The following is a 16918-nucleotide window of genomic DNA, read 5'->3' on the forward strand; positions in this document are numbered from 1 at the left end:
GGGCCTACATCGCCTCCAGCTTGAACGTCTCGCCCTGGCCCGATGCGTTCTGCGACGCGCCCTCGGCACGGGCGATATAGCCCTTCGACCGTTCGACCTCGCTGCCGAGCGTGTTGATGGTGGTCTTCATCGAATCGAGCGCCTTCAGCTTGAACGTGTCGATCGCGTCCATGGTGTCATAGACGTTCTGGAACGCGCGTTGCAGCACTTCGACCGGAATCGTCGAGGCGGCGGCCTGTTCATGGATCGTCGCGGTTTGCGAGCGGAGCAGCTTGCCGGTCGAATCGATGATGTTGGCGGTGGTGGTGTTGAGCGCGGTGATCTGTTCGAGGACCAGCTTCTGGTTGGTCAGCGCCTGCGCGACGGTCACCGCGGTGCGCAGCGCGCCGACGGTGGTGGTGCTGGCGCGATCGACACCCTTCACCAGCTCGACATTGTTCTTCTTGACCAGATCGAGCGCGAGATAGCCCTGCACCGTCACCGCCATCTGCGTCAGCAGGTCCTGGCTGCGTTGCCGGACATAGAAGAGCGCGGTTTCGCGGATCGCCTTGGCCTTGGCCGGGTCGGTGTGATCCAGCTCGTTGGCCTTGTCCTCCAGCTTCCGGTCCATCTCGCGCGAAAGATAGATCATCTGTTCGAGCCGCCCCATCGCGGTCCACAGGTTCGCGCGTTCGGTGTCGATGGCGGCATTGTCCATCAACAGCTCGTCCTTGCCCGATTGCAGCCGCTTCAGGATCGAGGCGATATGGCTCTGCGCGGATTTATAGCCGTCGAAATAATCGCGGACCTTGCTGCCGAACGGGATCATGCCGAACAGCTTTTTCGGTTCGAGCAGATTGCCCTGACGGCCCGGATCGAGATCCTCGATCGTGCGGCGCAACTGCGCCAGATCGGCCCCGACGCCCGATTCCTGATCCATCGCCCGCACCGGCCGGTCGAGGAAGCGGTTCGACTGGCCCGCCGCCTCGCGAATCTCGCGCGCGCCCAGATTGCTGATCGCGTCGACCCGCTTGCCGAATTCGGGGGAATTCACGTCCTGCGCGACCAGCTGGTCGATGAAATCGTCGACGCGGGTCTGCAATTCGGTCTTCTTGACGTCGTCGACCGGGACCAGTCCGGCCGCCTTGGCGGCGGGAACCGTCGGCACCGGATCGGGCGGCGTCAGCACCAGCGCGGGTTCTTCAGTCTGCGTCGCCATAGTTCCTCCACGTCGTCCGCCGGGTGATGCCATGCGAACGCGGTATCATTCAACTGTGGTATTTAGGTAATACACCAAGCGGGCGCAACCTCTTGTCTCACGCTGTCATCCACGATAGCCAGCACGGCAGAGGGGATTGATATGACAAAGCGTTTTCAAGGCCTGTTGCGGACCGCCGCCCTGTCGATCGCGTTGATGACGCAGACGGCACGGGCGCAGGATCAGTTCGTCGATCCCAATACGCTGCGCCCGTCGCTCGATCCGGCGCGGATGGCCAATGGCCTCGCGCTCACCCCGCCGATGGGGTGGAACAGCTGGAACAAATATGGCTGCAACATCACCGAAAAGATCGTGCGCGACATGGCCGACGCCATGGCCGGCAACGGGATGAAGGCGGCGGGCTATTCCTATATCGTCATCGACGATTGCTGGCACGGGCAACGTGACGCGAACGGCTTCATCACCGCCAATGCCGAGAAGTTCCCGAGCGGGATCAAGGCGCTGGCCGACTATATCCATGGAAAGGGGCTGAAGTTCGGTATCTATTCCGATGCCGGCGCCAAGACGTGCGGCGGCAAGCCCGGCAGCCAGGGCCATGAATATCAGGACGCGCTGACCTATGCCCGCTGGGGCGTCGATTATCTGAAATACGACTGGTGCTCGACCGGGGTCCGCAATGCCGAGGAAGCCTATGCATTGATGGCCGATGCGCTGAAGGCCAGCGGGCGGCCGATCGTGCTGGCGATCTGCGAATGGGGCAACAACCGGCCGTGGGAATGGGCGAAGAAGATCGGCAATCTGTGGCGCACGTCCGCCGACATCCGCGACGGGTGGAAGGGGCGTGAGAAATGGTCGATCGGCATGACCGACATCGTCGACATCAACGAACCGCTCTATGCCCATGCCGGCCCCGGCCACTGGAACGATCCCGACATGCTCGAAGTCGGCAATGGCGGGATGAGCGACACCGAATATCGCGCGCATTTCAGCCTGTGGGCGATGATGGCCGCGCCGCTGATCGCCGGCAACGACATCGCGACGATGAGCGACGCGACGAAGGCGATCCTGCTCAACCACGACGTCATCGCGGTCGATCAGGATGCGCTGGGCGCGCAGGGCCGCCGCGTCCGCGACGACGGCGATCAGGAAGTGTGGTCGCGCACGCTGGTCGACGGATCGCGCGCCGTCGTCCTGTTCAACCGGGGCGAGGCACCGGCGCAGATCACGGCGACGTGGCCGGAGATCGGCTATCCGGCAGGCGTAAGGGCCGAGGTTCGCGACCTGTGGGCGCACAAGTCGCTCGGCCGGATGGCGGGCCGGTTTGCGGCGACCGTTCCGGCGCATGGCGTCGTCATGGTCCGCGTCACGCCGGGCAAGTAGCGGCGGTTTTCGCGCAGAGGCGCTGAGGGTGGGTGCGGTCGGGAGACGCTACGACGGCGTCGAACGCACCTTCTCCGCGCCTCCGCGCCCCTGCGCGAACATCTTTCGCCTGCGATCAGGAAGAAGGAAGGTTGCTTCATGCGAAGGCGCGAAGACGCGGAGGAGACTCGTTCGGGGCATTTGTTACCCGCGCCACCAGCCTCTAGCTTGCGTCTCCGATAGCGCTGTGTCTCCCGAACGCGAGCCGGCCGCCGGTCGCGCAACCGCTTCACGCCTTCGCGTGAACCAATCTAAGGCCCCCACGCTGCACCGCAAAAACGTCCCCTTTGCGGAATCGCGATAAATACGCTAAGCGCGCGCCCAACTGCACTCCCGCACGATCCAGGAAATAGTATGAGCCTTCGCAACGTGGCAATCATCGCCCACGTCGATCACGGCAAAACCACGCTCGTCGATCAGTTGTTCCGTCAGTCCGGCACGTTCCGCGACAACCAGCGCGTCGAGGAACGCGCCATGGATTCGAACGACCTCGAAAAGGAGCGCGGGATCACCATTCTCGCCAAGCCGACCTCGGTCGACTGGACCCCGCCGGGCAGCGATGAATCGATCCGCATCAACATCGTCGACACCCCCGGCCACGCCGATTTCGGCGGCGAGGTCGAACGCATCCTGTCGATGGTCGACGGCGTCGTCCTGCTGGTCGATTCGTCGGAAGGCGCGATGCCGCAGACGAAGTTCGTGACCGGCAAGGCGCTGGCGCTGGGCCTCAAGCCCATCGTCGTCGTCAACAAGGTCGACCGCAGCGACGCGCGCATCCAGGAAGTGCTGGACGAAGTGTTCGACCTGTTCGTGTCGCTGGACGCCAACGACGAACAGCTCGACTTCCCGGTGCTCTATGCCTCGGGCCGCAACGGCTATGCCTCGACCGACATGGACGCGCGCGAAGGCACGCTGATCCCGATGTTCGAGACGATCGTGTCGCACGTCCCCGCGCCGAAGGTGGAAGTGGAGGACGTTCCGTTCACCTTCCTCGTCACGCTGCTCGACCGCGACAACTTCCTCGGCCGTATCCTGACCGGCCGCGTCAATTCGGGCACGGTGAAGCTGAACCAGCCGATCCACGCGCTCGACAACGACGGCAACATCGTCGAGACGGGTCGCGCATCGAAGATCATGTCGTTCCGCGGCCTCGACCGCGTGCCGGTCGACGAAGCCAAGGCGGGCGACATCATCTCGCTGGCCGGCCTGACCGTTGCCACCGTGTCGAACACGATCTGCGACCCGCAGGTCACCGAGCCGCTGCACGCGCAGCCGATCGATCCGCCGACGCTGTCGATGCGCTTCGCCGTCAACGATTCGCCGATGGCGGGTCGCGAAGGCACGAAGGTCACGTCGCGGATGATCCGCGACCGCCTGTTCCGCGAAGCCGAATCGAACGTCGCCGTGAAGGTGACCGAAGCGGCCGATCGCGACAGCTATGAAGTCGCGGGCCGCGGCGAATTGCAGTTGGGCGTGCTGATCGAAACGATGCGCCGCGAAGGGTTCGAACTGGGCATCTCGCGTCCGCGCGTGCTGTTCGGCGAGGACGAGAACGGCAAGAAGACCGAGCCGTACGAAACCGTCATCATCGACGTGGACGAGGAATATTCGGGCACGGTCGTCGAGAAGATGAACCTGCGCAAGGCCGAGATGACCGACATGCGTCCGTCGGGCGGCGGCAAGACCCGCATCACCTTCTCCGCCCCGTCGCGCGGCATGATCGGCTATCATGGCGAGTTCCTGTCGGACACGCGTGGCACCGGCATCATGAACCGGCTGTTCGAGAAGTACGGCCCGCACAAGGGCCAAATCGACGGCCGCAAGAACGGCGTGTTGATCTCGAACGGTGCCGGCGAAGCGCAGGGCTATGCACTGGGTCCGCTCGAAGAGCGCGGCATCCTGTTCGTCGGGCACGGCGAGGCGCTGTACGAAGGCATGATCATCGGCGAGAACGCCAAGACGGATGACCTTGAGGTCAATCCGATGAAGGCGAAGCAGCTGACCAACTTCCGCGCATCGGGCGGCAAGGACGACGCGATCCGCTTGACCCCGCCGAAGAAGATGACGCTGGAACAGGCGATTGCGTATATCGACGACGACGAGATGGTCGAAGTGACGCCGAAGAACATCCGTCTGCGCAAACGCCACCTCGATCCGAACGAACGGAAGAAGGCATCGCGCGCGAAGGCAGCAGCCTGAGCGAGCGGGCCGGGCAGGCGGACCGGGCAACGGCGTAGCGTCAGCTACGCCGAGCCGCACAGGGTCCGCCCGACCGGCCTTGCCCAAGGCGAGGACCGACGACGTGGCTTCGCCATGTCGGGCCAGAGAAAAGAACGGCCCCGGAAGCGATTCCGGGGCCGTTCGCTATCCCGGAAAGAACGCCGCCATCGGCCGCGCCGCGCCGGGCGTACCCGCCACCACCGCCTGGGTCAGTGCGATGCCCCATGGGCTGAAGGCGAAGGCTTCCGCCAGCAGGAAGCAGGCCACGAACGCACCCCATCCCCACCGCCATGCCGGGTGAATCCGTCCGGTGCGGCGGCGCTCGGCAACCATCGCGATCACCGGAAAGATGGACGGCGCGATCAGTGCCGCGGCCCACCATCCCCACGGGATCAGGAACGGCATGGGCAGCAATCGTCCGAAGCCGGGACCGGTAATTGCCGCCATGCCGCAGAACATCAGCCGACGGTGCCAGTCGGTGCGCCGCCGCAGGACGATCGCGACGCTGCTGACCGAAACGAAATAGAGGATGCCGACCGGATTGCCGATCAGGAAGGAATTGAGATCGAGGATCGGTGGCCCGCCATGATGCCGCGCCGACAGGATCGTGATGCCGATACCGAGCACCGTCATCAGCGGCAGCAACGCCAGCGCGAGCCAGCCGAGTTGCCGGTGACCGCGTACCGCGCCGCCATAGATCAGGACGTTCTGCGCGACGTACAGGATGATCCAGCTGAGAAAGACCGCGCCGTGCAGATGATAGATGATCGGAAGCGAAAGGCTGGAGCGACCCGCGAAAAAATTCAGTGAAAAGCCGGCGATGTCGACCGTCGCCATGGCGATCGCCGAAAACAGGAAGAAGCGATGTTCCGGCGTTCTTGCCGTCGATGCCGTTGCCAATGTTGCCATGTGTCACCCCCCCGATGAACTAAGCGGTTTGACTGTACCATGGGTCGGGGAGTTAGGCGAGACGACCTGTCGACGACGCCGTTCGGTCAGAGCAACGCCCACCCCGTCACCGCCCCTACGCCCACGATTACAGGCGTCACCCAGCCACCCTTCAGCCGCCACGCCAACCCCAGCGCGACCGCGAACAGGATTCCGCCGATGGCGACCGCATCGATTCGCGCGCCGGTCGCCACCGCCAGTTGCACGAAGGTCGCCGCGATGATGCCGACCACCGCCGCCGCCACGCCGGTCAGTGCGTGGCGGAGCGAGGGCGCGTCGACAATTCGCTCCAGCCGTTCGAAGAACAGCAGCGAAAAGGCGAAGGCCGGCAGAAACATGCCGAGCGTGATCGCCAGCGCGCCGGTGAGGCCGCCCGCGACGAACCCGACAAAGGTCGCAAAGATCACCAGTGGCGCGGGGATGACATTGGCGAAGGCGACCCCGTCGAGGAACGCCGCATCGCCGATCCAGCCCCGCCCGACGGTATCGGCGCGGACATAGGGGATGGCGGTATATGCCCCGCCAAAGGTCAGCAGCCCGCCCTTCAGGCCGGCGAGGAACAGCGCGAGGATGGTCAGCGGTTGCGCCATCGATCCGGCCGGGGCGGGGGTGGCGATGCCCATCGCCCCGACGGCAGCAACAAGGCCAACCATGCCGATCGCGATCATCATCGCCGGCCGAGCCATCGCTGCATAGACGCCGCCACCGACCAGCAAGGGTATCCAGAACGGTATGCCGATCAGCGTCGCGATCGCCGCCGCCACCGCGATCGCCGCCAGCAATCGGTCCTCGATCACATGCTGGCCGATCCGCACCACCGCGCGCAGGATCACCGCAAGGATCGCGACCTGAATGCCGAGCAGGATGCCGCCGAAGCCGACGCTGCCCTGCACCACCGAGACATACAGCCAGCCGACCAGCAGCATCAGGCAGAAGCCGGGCAGCATGAAGCCCAGTCCCGCGAGTAGCCCGCCGACCCGGCCGCGCGCCAGCACGCCGAAATGGACGCAGAGTTCGTGCGCCTCGGGGCCGGGCAGGATCTGCAACACCGCGAGCAGGCGATTGAACCGCCCGCGGTCGATCCAGCCCTCCTCCTCGACCAGCGCCTGCCGCAACATCGCGATCTGCGCGACCGGCCCGCCAAAGGCGAGACAGCCGAACCGCAGGAATTTGAGGAACAGCGCGATCAGGCCGATGACCGGGGGGCGGGAGGGGGCAATCTGCATAAAGCAACGCTCCTACAGGCCGCGAACGCGACCGATGGAGCGGAACTTGGACGGCACCCGTCTGAACGGGCGTCCGCGGCGGCCCGTGACGGCACTCCGCCACAATGGCGGGGATGTGTCAATCGGTCGCGCGGGGAGGGGGGCTTCCAGATTCTTCCCGGTACGGGGAGGAGCCTGCCTCCGCACCAAGCCGGGGGTAGCGAAGGATCCCGCTACCCCCTCGCAAGCGCTCCCCCGCGCTGCTATCTCCCCGGCCATGCCCCATCTCTATCTCGTCGACGGCTCCGGCTATATCTTTCGCGCCTATCACCGGCTGCCGCCGCTGACGAACCAGCATGGCGAGCCGGTCGGGGCGGTCTATGGCTATACGACGATGCTGTGGCGGCTGGCCGATGCACTGCACAAGGCGGACGGACCGACACATATGGCGGTGATCCTCGACAAATCGTCCAAGACGTTCCGCAACGACCTGTACGACCAGTACAAGGCGCATCGCCCGCCGCCGCCCGAGGATTTGGTGCCCCAGTTCCCGATGATCCGCGACGCGACGCGCGCCTTTTCGATTCCGTGCATCGAGGAAGAGGGGCTGGAAGCCGACGACATCATCGCCTGCTATACGCAGGCGGCACTGGCGCAGGGGTGGGCGGTGACGATCGTCAGTTCCGACAAGGACCTGATGCAGCTGATGACCGATCCGTCGGTCGACATGCTCGACACGATGAATAACCGCACGCTCGGCCCCGATCACGTCCGCGACAAATTCGGGGTGGGGCCGGAGCAGCTGGGCGACGTGCTGGCGCTGATGGGCGACGCGGTCGACAATGTGCCGGGCGTGCCCGGTGTGGGGCCGAAGACCGCTGCCAAGCTGATCGCCGAGCATGGCAATCTCGAAGCCGTCCTAGCCGCCGCGCCGGACATGAAGAAGGGCAAGCTGCGCGACAACCTGATCGACCATGCCGATAATGCGCGGCTGTCGAAGGTGCTGGTGACGCTGAAATGCGATGGCGGCCTGCCCGAACCGCTCGACGCGCTGGCGATGCAGGGGATACCCGACGCGCCGCTGCGCGCGTTCCTCGAACATCATGGCTTCCGCACGCTGCTGACCAAGCTGTCGAGCGTCGCCGACGAGCCGGTCGCGCCGGCCACGGCACCGGGGGGCGAAGAGGACGAACCGGCCTGCAACCATGACGGCTATGAGACGGTCGTGACGCAGGAGGCGCTCGACCGCTGGGTACAGGTGGCGCGGCATCAGGGCTGGGTCGCGATCGATACCGAGACGACCGGGCTGGACGCGACCCGCGCCGAACTGGTCGGGATCAGCATGGCGCTGCATCCCAATCTCGCCTGCTACGTGCCGATCGGCCATGGCGGGACCGACATGTTCGCCGAGCGCCCCGAGCAATTGTCGCGCGAGCTCGTGCTGGCGACGCTGAAGCCGCTGTTCGAAGACCCCAGCGTCCTGAAGATCGGGCATAACCTGAAATACGACATGATTGTCCTGTCGCGCGCCGGGGTCGATGTCGAGCCCTATGACGACACGATCTTGATGAGCTTCGACCTCGACGCGGGCCTGCATGGGCATGGCATGGACGAACTGGCGGCGACGCACCTCCAGCATAGCTGCATCGCGTACAAGGACGTGGTGGGGACGGGGAAGAAGCAGGTCGGTTTCGGCGAAATCGATCTGAAGACCGCGACCCGCTATGCCGCCGAGGACGCCGACGTAACCTTGCGGTTGTGGCGGCGGTTCAAGCCGCGCCTGCCATATGAACAGGCGACGCGCGTCTACGAGATGGTCGACCGCCCGCTGGTCCGCGTGATCGCCGAGATGGAGATTGCGGGGATCAAGGTCGATGCGCAGGTGCTGGCGCGGCTGTCGGACGATTTCTCGACCCGGATCGCTGCGCTGGAGACCGAGATCCACGAGCTGGCGGGCGTGAAATTCACCATCGGATCGCCGAAACAGTTGGGCGACGTGCTGTTCGTCACGCTGGGGATCAAGGGCGGCCGCAAGGGCAAGTCCGGCGTCTATTCGACCGACGTCACCGAATTGGAGCGGATCGCCGCCGACAAGGATTCGCCGGGTGCGGTGATCGCGGCGAAGGTGCTCGACTGGCGACAGCTGACCAAGCTCAAGAACACCTATACCGATGCGCTACAGGCCCAGATCAATCCGGCGACCGGACGGGTGCATACGTCGTACAGCCTGACGGGCGCGCAGACCGGGCGGCTGTCGTCGACCGATCCCAACCTCCAGAACATCCCGATCCGTACCGAGGTCGGGCGGCAGATCCGCGATGCGTTCGTGGCGGAGCCGGGCAACGTCATCCTCGCGGCCGATTATTCGCAGATCGAGCTGCGGCTGGCGGCGCATATCGCCGACGTGCCGCAGTTGCGCGACGCGTTCGCGCGCGGCGACGACATTCACAGCATCACCGCGCAGGAACTGTTTGGCGAGGTCAACCGCGACACGCGCGGGCGGGCCAAGACGATCAACTTCGCCATCCTCTACGGCATCAGTCGCTGGGGGCTGGCTGGGCGGCTGGACGTGAGCGCCGAGGAGGCACAGGCGATGATCGATCGCTATTTCGACCGCTTCCCCGGCATCAACCGCTATATCGCCGAGACGACGCAGAGTGTCAGAACGGCGGGTTTCACCACCACGCTGTTCGGCCGCAAGACGCATTTCCCGCGCATCAAGTCGAAGGTGCAGCACGAACGCCAGGGGGCCGAACGCGCCGCGATCAACGCGCCGATTCAGGGGACCAGCGCCGACATCATCAAGCGGGCGATGGTGCGGATGGGGCCGGCGCTGGCCGAGGCGGGCCTGGGCGAGGTGCGGATGCTGTTGCAGGTCCATGACGAACTGGTGTTCGAACTGCCCGAAGGACTGGTCGAGGCGGCGACCCCGGTTATCCGCCGGGTGATGGAGACCGCCGCCGAGCCGGTCGTGCAGCTGTCGGTGCCACTGGGCGTCGAGATCGGGACGGGGGCGAGCTGGGGCGCGGCGCATTAAGCGCCAGCGCGGCGATCGGGACCCAACCGTTGCCCCCAAGCCGCACCCCGTCGCCAAAGCGCAACGGGGGGCTATGGCGGGTCGCCCCCCTCGCGTATGACGCCGCGATGATCCAGCCTTCGCGCGACGTATGACCGACGCGCCGACCCAGCCCACCGACGACATCGCCGCACTTGCCAAAGGCGGGCGGACCAACGTGTTCGGATTCGTCCTGCGGCTGGTCGCGCGGCTGCCGTTCCTGTTCATCGCCGGGCGGATCTATGGGCCGGCGATCGTCGGGCGGTTCGCGTTGGCGGTCCTGGTGGTGGAACTGGCCGCGCTGGTCGCGACGCTGGGGCTGAAACGGGGGCTGGCGCAGGCGCTGTCGTCGACCGATCGGCCGCATGCGCATGTTGTTTGGGACGCGCTGGCGGTCGCCTTCATCCTGTCGGTCGCGGCCAGCGCGGTGTTGTTCGTGTTTCCGCAGATCATGTACCCGAACAGTCAGGTGATCGGGTTCGAACGGCTGTTGCCGCTGATCGTCTTTGCCATCGCATGGTCCGACGTCAGTCTGGCGGCGCTCGCCTATCGATTGAACGTCAAGGCGGCGGTGACGGCGCGCGCGGTCATCGAACCGTGGACGATCTCGATCGCGGCATGGGGCCTGAGCTATTATTCGACCCGCGACGGCCTGATCATGAGCTACGTGCTGTCGATGGCGGCGGCGCTGGTTGCATCGATCGTGCCGTTCGTCCGCAGCTATGGCCTGCCGATCGGGTGGTCGCCGCATCTGCGGCCGATGCTGGCGCTGGTGAAGCGCAACATGCCGCTGGCAGGTGCCGATGCGATCGAATGGGGCACGCGCAACGTCGATCGCTTCATCTTGGGGCTGTTGTTCGGGCCGGCGATCGTCGGCATCTATTACATGGCGCAGCAGGTCGCGTCGTTGCCGCAGAAGCTGAAGACCAGCTTCGATCCGGTATTGGGGCCGGTCATCACCCACAGCCTTGCCGCCGGTGACAAGCCGGCGGTCGCGCGACAAGTGCGGCAAGTCGGCTTCTGGATCATCACCGCGCAGGCGGCGCTGGCGCTGGCCGGCAGCATTCCGGCGTCGGGCGTGATGGGCGTGGTCGGTCGCGAGTTCGTGAGCGGCGCGGGCGCGTTGTCGTTCCTGCTGTTCGCCGAAGTCTTCGCGGCCAAGGGCGCGGTGTCCGAAGCGGCGCTGGTCTATATCGCGCGCCACCGTAACCTGATGATTTCGCTGGGGCTGCTGACGTTTCAGGTGTTGCTGAGTTTCGCGCTGGTTGCGTTGATGCGGACGCTGGGCCTGCCGCAGAATTACGCGGCGGTCGGGCCGGCGATGGCGCTGACGCTGTCGGTCGGGCTGGGATCGGTGATCAAGTCTGGGCTGTTGTCGAAGCTGCTCGGCGTCAGTGTCCGCGATTTCCGGCCGGCGTTCGTGTGGGCGGTGCTGGCGGCGGCGGTGGCCGGATCGCTGATCATGCGGCTACCGAAGCACTATGAATGGGCGGAACTGCTGTTCGGCATTCCGGTGATGCTCGCCATCTACTTCGCGGTGCTGTGGCGCTGGGCGTTCCGGCCCGAGGACAAGGCGCTGTTCCACAAGAGCGCGGCGGCGAGCGAGCCGCAGATCCCGACGGATCGGTACAAGGTGTAGGGTCAGGCGACATTCGACCCGTTGCGGACCGCCGTGCCCGACCGCGGCCCCATCGTCACTCCCGCGCAGGCGGGAGTCCCTATACGCCGAAGTCGCCGAACCAGCCAAAAGCGTAGCGGCTATGGATTCCCGCCTGCGCGGGAATGACGAAAATCCGTTGTAATCGCTGAATGTCGATCCGCCACAGGTTAGCAGGCGGTCGGTGTGGCTGTCGGGAACGGAGGTGTCGTGCCGCCCTCCCGCACATCCTTTACCGGAACGGCGGCTCGTTGAATGCGCGCAGCTTGCGGCTGTGCAGGCGGGCACCCTCTTGCCGCAATTGCTCGCACGCCTCGATGCCGATGCGCATATGTTCGTTGATCGCGCGTTCGTAGAAGCGGTTGGCCTGTCCGGGCAGCTTCAATTCGCCGTGGAGCGGTTTGTCGGAAACGCACAGCAGCGTTCCATAGGGGACGCGGAAGCGATATCCCTGTGCGGCGATCGTGGCCGATTCCATGTCGATGCCGACCGCGCGCGACAGCGAGAAGCGCAGCGCCGAGCGGCTGAAGCGCAATTCCCAGTTACGGTCGTCGGTGGTGACGATGGTGCCGGTACGTAGCCGCTTCTTCAGTTCGTCGCCCGACTGGCCCGACACGATCTCTGCCGCGCGTGCCATCGCCACCTGAACCTCGGCGATCGCCGGCACCGGGATTTCGGGCGGTAGCACGTCGTCGAGGACATGATCGTCGCGCAGATAAGCGTGCGCCAGCACGTAATCGCCGATCCGCTGGCTGGGGCGCAGGCCGCCGCAATGACCGATCATCAGCCACGCTTCGGGCCGCATGACCGCCAGATGGTCGCAGATCGTCTTCGCGTTGGACGGACCGACGCCGATATTCACCAGCGTGATGCCGCTGCCGTCGGGCGCGACGAGGTGATAGGCGGGCATCTGATGCCGCCGCCACGCGCTGTCGCTGACCATGCGTTCGGCATCGTCCTCGGCGGTCGCCAGCACGCCGCCGGCCCCCGACAGCGCGGTATAGCGGCTGGGCGTGCCATCAGCGGCTGGCTTCAGCTGTTCGCCGGCCCAGCGCACGAACTCGTCGACATAGCGGTGATAGTTGGTGAACAGCACATATTGCTGGATGTGTTCGGGCGGAGTGCCGGTATAGTGGCGCAACCGGGCCAGTGAAAAGTCGGTGCGTAACCCGTCGAACAGCGCCAGCGGACGGCTGTCGTCATGCGCGGTCCACAGGCCGTCGGCGATCTCGTCGCCGATATGCGCCAGTTCGGTCGCGGGGAAGAACCGCGCCAGTTCGGACGCCGACACCGCATCGAGACTGAGCGCGTGCCCGGCGTCGAGAACATAGGGGAAAGGAATTTCCTGCCGACCGCCGACCGCCTCGACCGTGACGTCGTGGTTGGCGATCAGCAGTTCGAGTTGTTCGGTCAGATACGCGGCGAACATCGCGGGCTTGGTCACGCTGATCCGGTATTCACCGGGGGTGGTCAGCCGGCCATAGGCGCGCGAGGGCATCGGCCGTTCGCTGCCGCCACGATAGGTCAGGCGGATTTCGGGATAGGCGAACGTGCCGTCGACCCGCGCGGAAGACGGCGGGGGCGTGCCGTCGGTCAGATAGCGGTCGAGCGCAGCGCGTAACCGCGCCACCGAGGCAGTGTAGAGCCGATCGAGTTCGGCAACGATATCGGAAGCCTGCGTCATCGATCGTGGCTAAGTCGATCCCGTAACGCAGGTCAAGACCCGGCGCAGTGCGGTGCGCCGGGTCAGGGGGGTCAGGTCGCCGACGAAGGAACCTTCGGCGTGGCGTCGGATTCGCGCTTCTTGTCGATCAGCTTCGACGCGCCGAAGGCGGCTCCGGCGATCGCGGCGGCAGCGCCGGCGACGATTGCGGCGGTGGCACCCGGATGCGCCTTCACCGTCTCGGCGGTCGATTTGGCGGCATCCGCCACCGCATCGCGCGACTTGGCGGCGGCGTCGCTTACGGTTTCCTTGGCCGATGTGTAGGTCGCCGATGCCTTTTCGGCAAAGCTGCCCGAAGCTTCGGCGACGTCGTTGGCGACATCCTTGGTGGTGGTCGAATTGGTCATGACGCGTCCCTTTCCCGTTCGATATGGTTGCGTAACCACTTATCAACCCGGGACGGACCGGCCGGTTCCGACACGCACGTATCGAAACCGGCCGCGCGTCAGAGTTCGTTTGGAAATGCGTCGAGACGCATTTCGCGGCACCGGCCCGCTCCCCTACCCCAACACCCATGCAATGATACTGACTTGGGTGTTGGGGTGGGGGAGCGGGCCGGTGCCGCCTCGAAGCTCGCTATCGCGCGAGCTTCCAAACAGACCTTTAGATCGAGGCGAGCAGGTTTTCGGCCGAGCTGACCTTGAACTCGCCTGGTGCCTCGACGTGCAGTGCTTCGACCACGCCGTCATTGACCAGCATCGCATAACGCTGCGACCGGGTGCCCATGCCGTAGGCGGAGCTGTCCATGTCGAGGCCGGTCGCCTTTGCGAAATCGGCATTGCCGTCGGCCAGCATCGTCACCGTGTCGGTCGCGTTGCCGGCCTTTGCCCACGCGTCGAGCACGAAGGCGTCGTTGACCGCGGTGCAGGCGATTTCGTCGACGCCCTTGTCATGGAACGCCTGGGCCTGTTCGACGAAGCCCGGCAGATGCCTGGCCGAGCAGGTCGGGGTGAACGCGCCGGGCACCGAGAACAGCGCGACGCGGCGGCCGGCGAAGAAGTCGCTGGTCGACACCTGATCGGGGCCGTCGGGCGTAACCTTGACCAGTTTCGCGTCGGGCAGGCGGTCGCCGATCTTGATCGTCATCATTTTCTCCGGGAATAGCCGCGCATCGTTGCGCACGGGCGAAGCGTGGGAGCGCTGGCGGCCCTTTTCAAGCATGGCGCCGCAGCCGCCGGACGATTAGCGTCGTCCGATCATGGACCAGACCCGATTCCTGACCGGACAGATGTTGCTGGCGATGCCCGGCATTGGCGACCGCCGGTTCGACCATGCCGTCATCGCGATGTGCAGCCACGACGCCGATGGCGCGATGGGGATCGGCGTGGGCGATACGATCGAGGGGCTGACGCTCCACACATTGCTGGCGCAACTGGAGATCGAACCCGGCGCGGCACCCGACGTGCCGATTCATCAGGGCGGACCGGTCGAGACACGGCGCGGCTTCGTGCTGCACGATGCCGGCTGGGGCGGGCAGGATACGATCGACGTCGCCGGCAAATGGGCGCTGTCGGGGTCGGTCGACGTGCTGCGCGCGATCGCCGGTGGCAGCGGGCCGGAACGGTTTTTGATCGCGCTGGGCTATGCCGGCTGGGAGGGCGGGCAGCTGGATGCCGAAATGTCGCGCCATGGCTGGATGAACGTCGATGGCGATGCCGCGCTGCTGTTCGACGTGCCGACCGCGCAGCGCTGGAGGGCGGGATACGACCGGGCCGGCATCGATACGCGCCTGTTGTCGCCGGGTGCCGGCACCGCCTGACAATGGTTTGTTAGGGGCGGTTCGCTAGTCGCGTATGACCGGGCAGTCGCCGCCTACCCCTCGCATTCCAGCGTCACGGAACAGATATAAAGAAATCTTTATATTCGTATTTGCGTTTCGACCGACGGGTCGGTAGAGGCGCAGTCATCCGCCATGGGCGTGCCCATGGCCCAAGCTCCAGGAGTATCCATGGCCACCGCCATTGCCGACAAGCAGACCGATTACGTCATCGCCGACATCGGCCTCGCCGATTTCGGTCGCAAGGAAATCGAGATCGCCGAAACCGAGATGCCGGGCCTGATGGCGCTGCGCGAGGAATTCGGGGCGTCGCAGCCGCTGAAGGGCGCGCGGATCACCGGTTCGCTGCACATGACGATCCAGACCGCGGTGCTGATCGAAACGCTGACCGCGCTCGGTGCCGACGTTCGCTGGGCAACGTGCAACATCTTCTCGACGCAGGACCATGCCGCCGCCGCGATCGCGGCCAAGGGCATTCCGGTCTTCGCGATCAAGGGCGAGAGCCTCGCCGATTACTGGGACTATGTCGGCGACATCTTCAACTGGGGCGACCAGACCGCCAACATCATCCTCGACGATGGCGGCGACGCCACCATGTTCGCGCTGTGGGGGGCGAAGCTCGAAGCCGGCGCGACGCTGGGCGAGCCCGAGAATGAGGAAGAGGTCGAGTTCCAGCGCGCATTGAAGGCGTTCATCGCCAAGCGTCCGGGATACCTGACCGAGACCGTCAAGAACCTGAAGGGCGTGTCGGAAGAAACCACGACCGGCGTCCACCGCCTGTATGAGATCGCGAAGAAGGGCGAGCTGCCGTTCCCGGCGATCAACGTCAACGACAGCGTCACCAAGTCGAAGTTCGACAATCTGTACGGCTGCAAGGAATCGCTGGTCGACGCGATCCGTCGCGCGACCGACGTGATGCTCGCCGGAAAGGTCGCCTGCGTCGCCGGCTTCGGTGACGTCGGCAAGGGTTCGGCGCAGTCGCTCCGCAACGGCGGCGCGCGCGTGATGGTGACCGAAGTCGATCCGATCTGCGCCCTGCAGGCGGCGATGGAAGGGTTCGAGGTCGTGACGATGGACGAAGCGGTGACCCGCGCCGACATCTTCTGCACCGCGACCGGCAATGCCGACGTCATCACTGCCGATCACATGAAGGCGATGAAGCCGATGTCGATCGTCTGCAACATCGGCCACTTCGACAGCGAGATCCAGATCGCCGCCCTGTCGAACTATGAGTGGGACGAAGTGAAGCCGGGCACCGACCTGGTGAAGTTCCCCGATGGCAAGCAGATCATCGTGCTTGCCAAGGGCCGCCTCGTGAACCTCGGCTGCGCCACCGGCCACCCGTCGTTCGTCATGTCGTCATCCTTCACCAACCAGGTGCTGGCGCAGATCGAACTGTGGACCAAGGGCGAGAACTACAAGAACGAAGTATACGTTCTCCCCAAGCACCTCGATGAAAAGGTCGCGGCGCTGCATCTCGAAAAGCTGGGCGTGAAGCTGTCGAAGCTTACCCCGAAGCAGGCGAGTTACATCGGCGTGCCGGTCGAAGGGCCGTTCAAGCCGGACCATTATCGCTACTGATCCGACCGGGTCGAAAGCGTCATAGGGGCGGGCATCCGGTTGGATGTCCGCCCTTTTTGTTGCTGGTAGATGGCGGCGTGTTGCGATCGTGCCGGTGCGAGCTTCCGTATGTGATCGGATACCGCCGAGGTTTCG

12 protein-coding genes are annotated in these 16918 nt (G+C 65.3%); 6 read left to right on the forward strand and 6 right to left on the reverse strand.

The features are described 5' to 3' along the window. Positions 1 to 4: 4 nt before the first annotated feature. Positions 5 to 1198: a toxic anion resistance protein gene (locus ASE91_RS11710; protein WP_055995737.1), complete on the reverse strand. Its 1194-nt coding sequence runs from the start codon at positions 1196 to 1198 to the stop codon at positions 5 to 7. A 141-nt stretch (positions 1199 to 1339) separates the two neighbouring features. Between ASE91_RS11710 and ASE91_RS11715 the strand changes: the two genes are divergently transcribed. Further along, positions 1340 to 2578 carry an alpha-galactosidase gene (locus ASE91_RS11715; protein WP_235530453.1) on the forward strand — a complete coding sequence of 413 codons (1239 nt, stop codon included), beginning with the start codon at positions 1340 to 1342 and terminating at the stop codon, positions 2576 to 2578. A gap of 393 nt (positions 2579 to 2971) precedes the next feature. Further along, positions 2972 to 4816, forward strand: a complete 1845-nt coding sequence (typA, locus tag ASE91_RS11720) for a translational GTPase TypA (RefSeq protein WP_055995729.1) — start codon at positions 2972 to 2974, stop codon at positions 4814 to 4816. Positions 4817 to 4981: 165 nt separating this feature from the next. Here typA and ASE91_RS11725 read toward each other — a convergent pair whose 3' ends face one another. Together ASE91_RS11725 and chrA are read right to left on the reverse strand one after the other, a co-directional pair. After that, positions 4982 to 5746: a hypothetical protein gene (locus ASE91_RS11725; protein WP_235530454.1), complete on the reverse strand. Its 765-nt coding sequence runs from the start codon at positions 5744 to 5746 to the stop codon at positions 4982 to 4984. Positions 5747 to 5832: 86 nt separating this feature from the next. Further along, positions 5833 to 7011 carry a chromate efflux transporter gene (chrA, locus tag ASE91_RS11730; protein WP_056626435.1) on the reverse strand — a complete coding sequence of 393 codons (1179 nt, stop codon included), beginning with the start codon at positions 7009 to 7011 and terminating at the stop codon, positions 5833 to 5835. A 256-nt stretch (positions 7012 to 7267) separates the two neighbouring features. On the opposite strand from chrA, the gene polA reads away from it, so the two are divergent. Beyond that, entirely contained in the window at positions 7268 to 10027 is a 2760-nt protein-coding gene (gene polA / locus ASE91_RS11735; RefSeq protein WP_056626437.1) for a DNA polymerase I, read from the forward strand. Between the two features lie 130 nt (positions 10028 to 10157). Then, positions 10158 to 11684, forward strand: a complete 1527-nt coding sequence (locus ASE91_RS11740; protein WP_056626439.1) for a lipopolysaccharide biosynthesis protein — start codon at positions 10158 to 10160, stop codon at positions 11682 to 11684. 250 nt (positions 11685 to 11934) lie between these two features. Here ASE91_RS11740 and ASE91_RS11745 read toward each other — a convergent pair whose 3' ends face one another. The 3 genes from ASE91_RS11745 to ASE91_RS11755 form a co-directional block, all read right to left on the reverse strand. Further along, positions 11935 to 13386, reverse strand: coding sequence for an AMP nucleosidase (locus tag ASE91_RS11745; protein ID WP_056626442.1), 1452 nt, complete (start codon positions 13384 to 13386; stop codon positions 11935 to 11937). A gap of 71 nt (positions 13387 to 13457) precedes the next feature. Continuing rightward, on the reverse strand, positions 13458 to 13772 hold the full coding sequence (locus tag ASE91_RS11750) for a hypothetical protein (RefSeq protein WP_056626444.1): 315 nt from the start codon (positions 13770 to 13772) through the stop codon (positions 13458 to 13460). Between the two features lie 256 nt (positions 13773 to 14028). Next, positions 14029 to 14511 carry a peroxiredoxin gene (locus ASE91_RS11755; protein ID WP_056627151.1) on the reverse strand — a complete coding sequence of 161 codons (483 nt, stop codon included), beginning with the start codon at positions 14509 to 14511 and terminating at the stop codon, positions 14029 to 14031. A gap of 112 nt (positions 14512 to 14623) precedes the next feature. On the opposite strand from ASE91_RS11755, the gene ASE91_RS11760 reads away from it, so the two are divergent. Then, the gene (locus tag ASE91_RS11760; protein WP_055995711.1) at positions 14624 to 15184 is read left to right on the forward strand and encodes a YqgE/AlgH family protein; all 561 of its coding nucleotides are present in this window, start codon (positions 14624 to 14626) and stop codon (positions 15182 to 15184) included. A gap of 189 nt (positions 15185 to 15373) precedes the next feature. Beyond that, complete coding sequence (gene ahcY / locus ASE91_RS11765) at positions 15374 to 16783, forward strand: adenosylhomocysteinase (protein ID WP_055995708.1); 1410 nt, start codon at positions 15374 to 15376, stop codon at positions 16781 to 16783. The last annotated feature ends 135 nt before the right edge of the window (positions 16784 to 16918 follow it).

Source organism: Sphingomonas sp. Leaf62, assembly GCF_001421915.1.
GTDB lineage: Bacteria > Pseudomonadota > Alphaproteobacteria > Sphingomonadales > Sphingomonadaceae > Sphingomonas.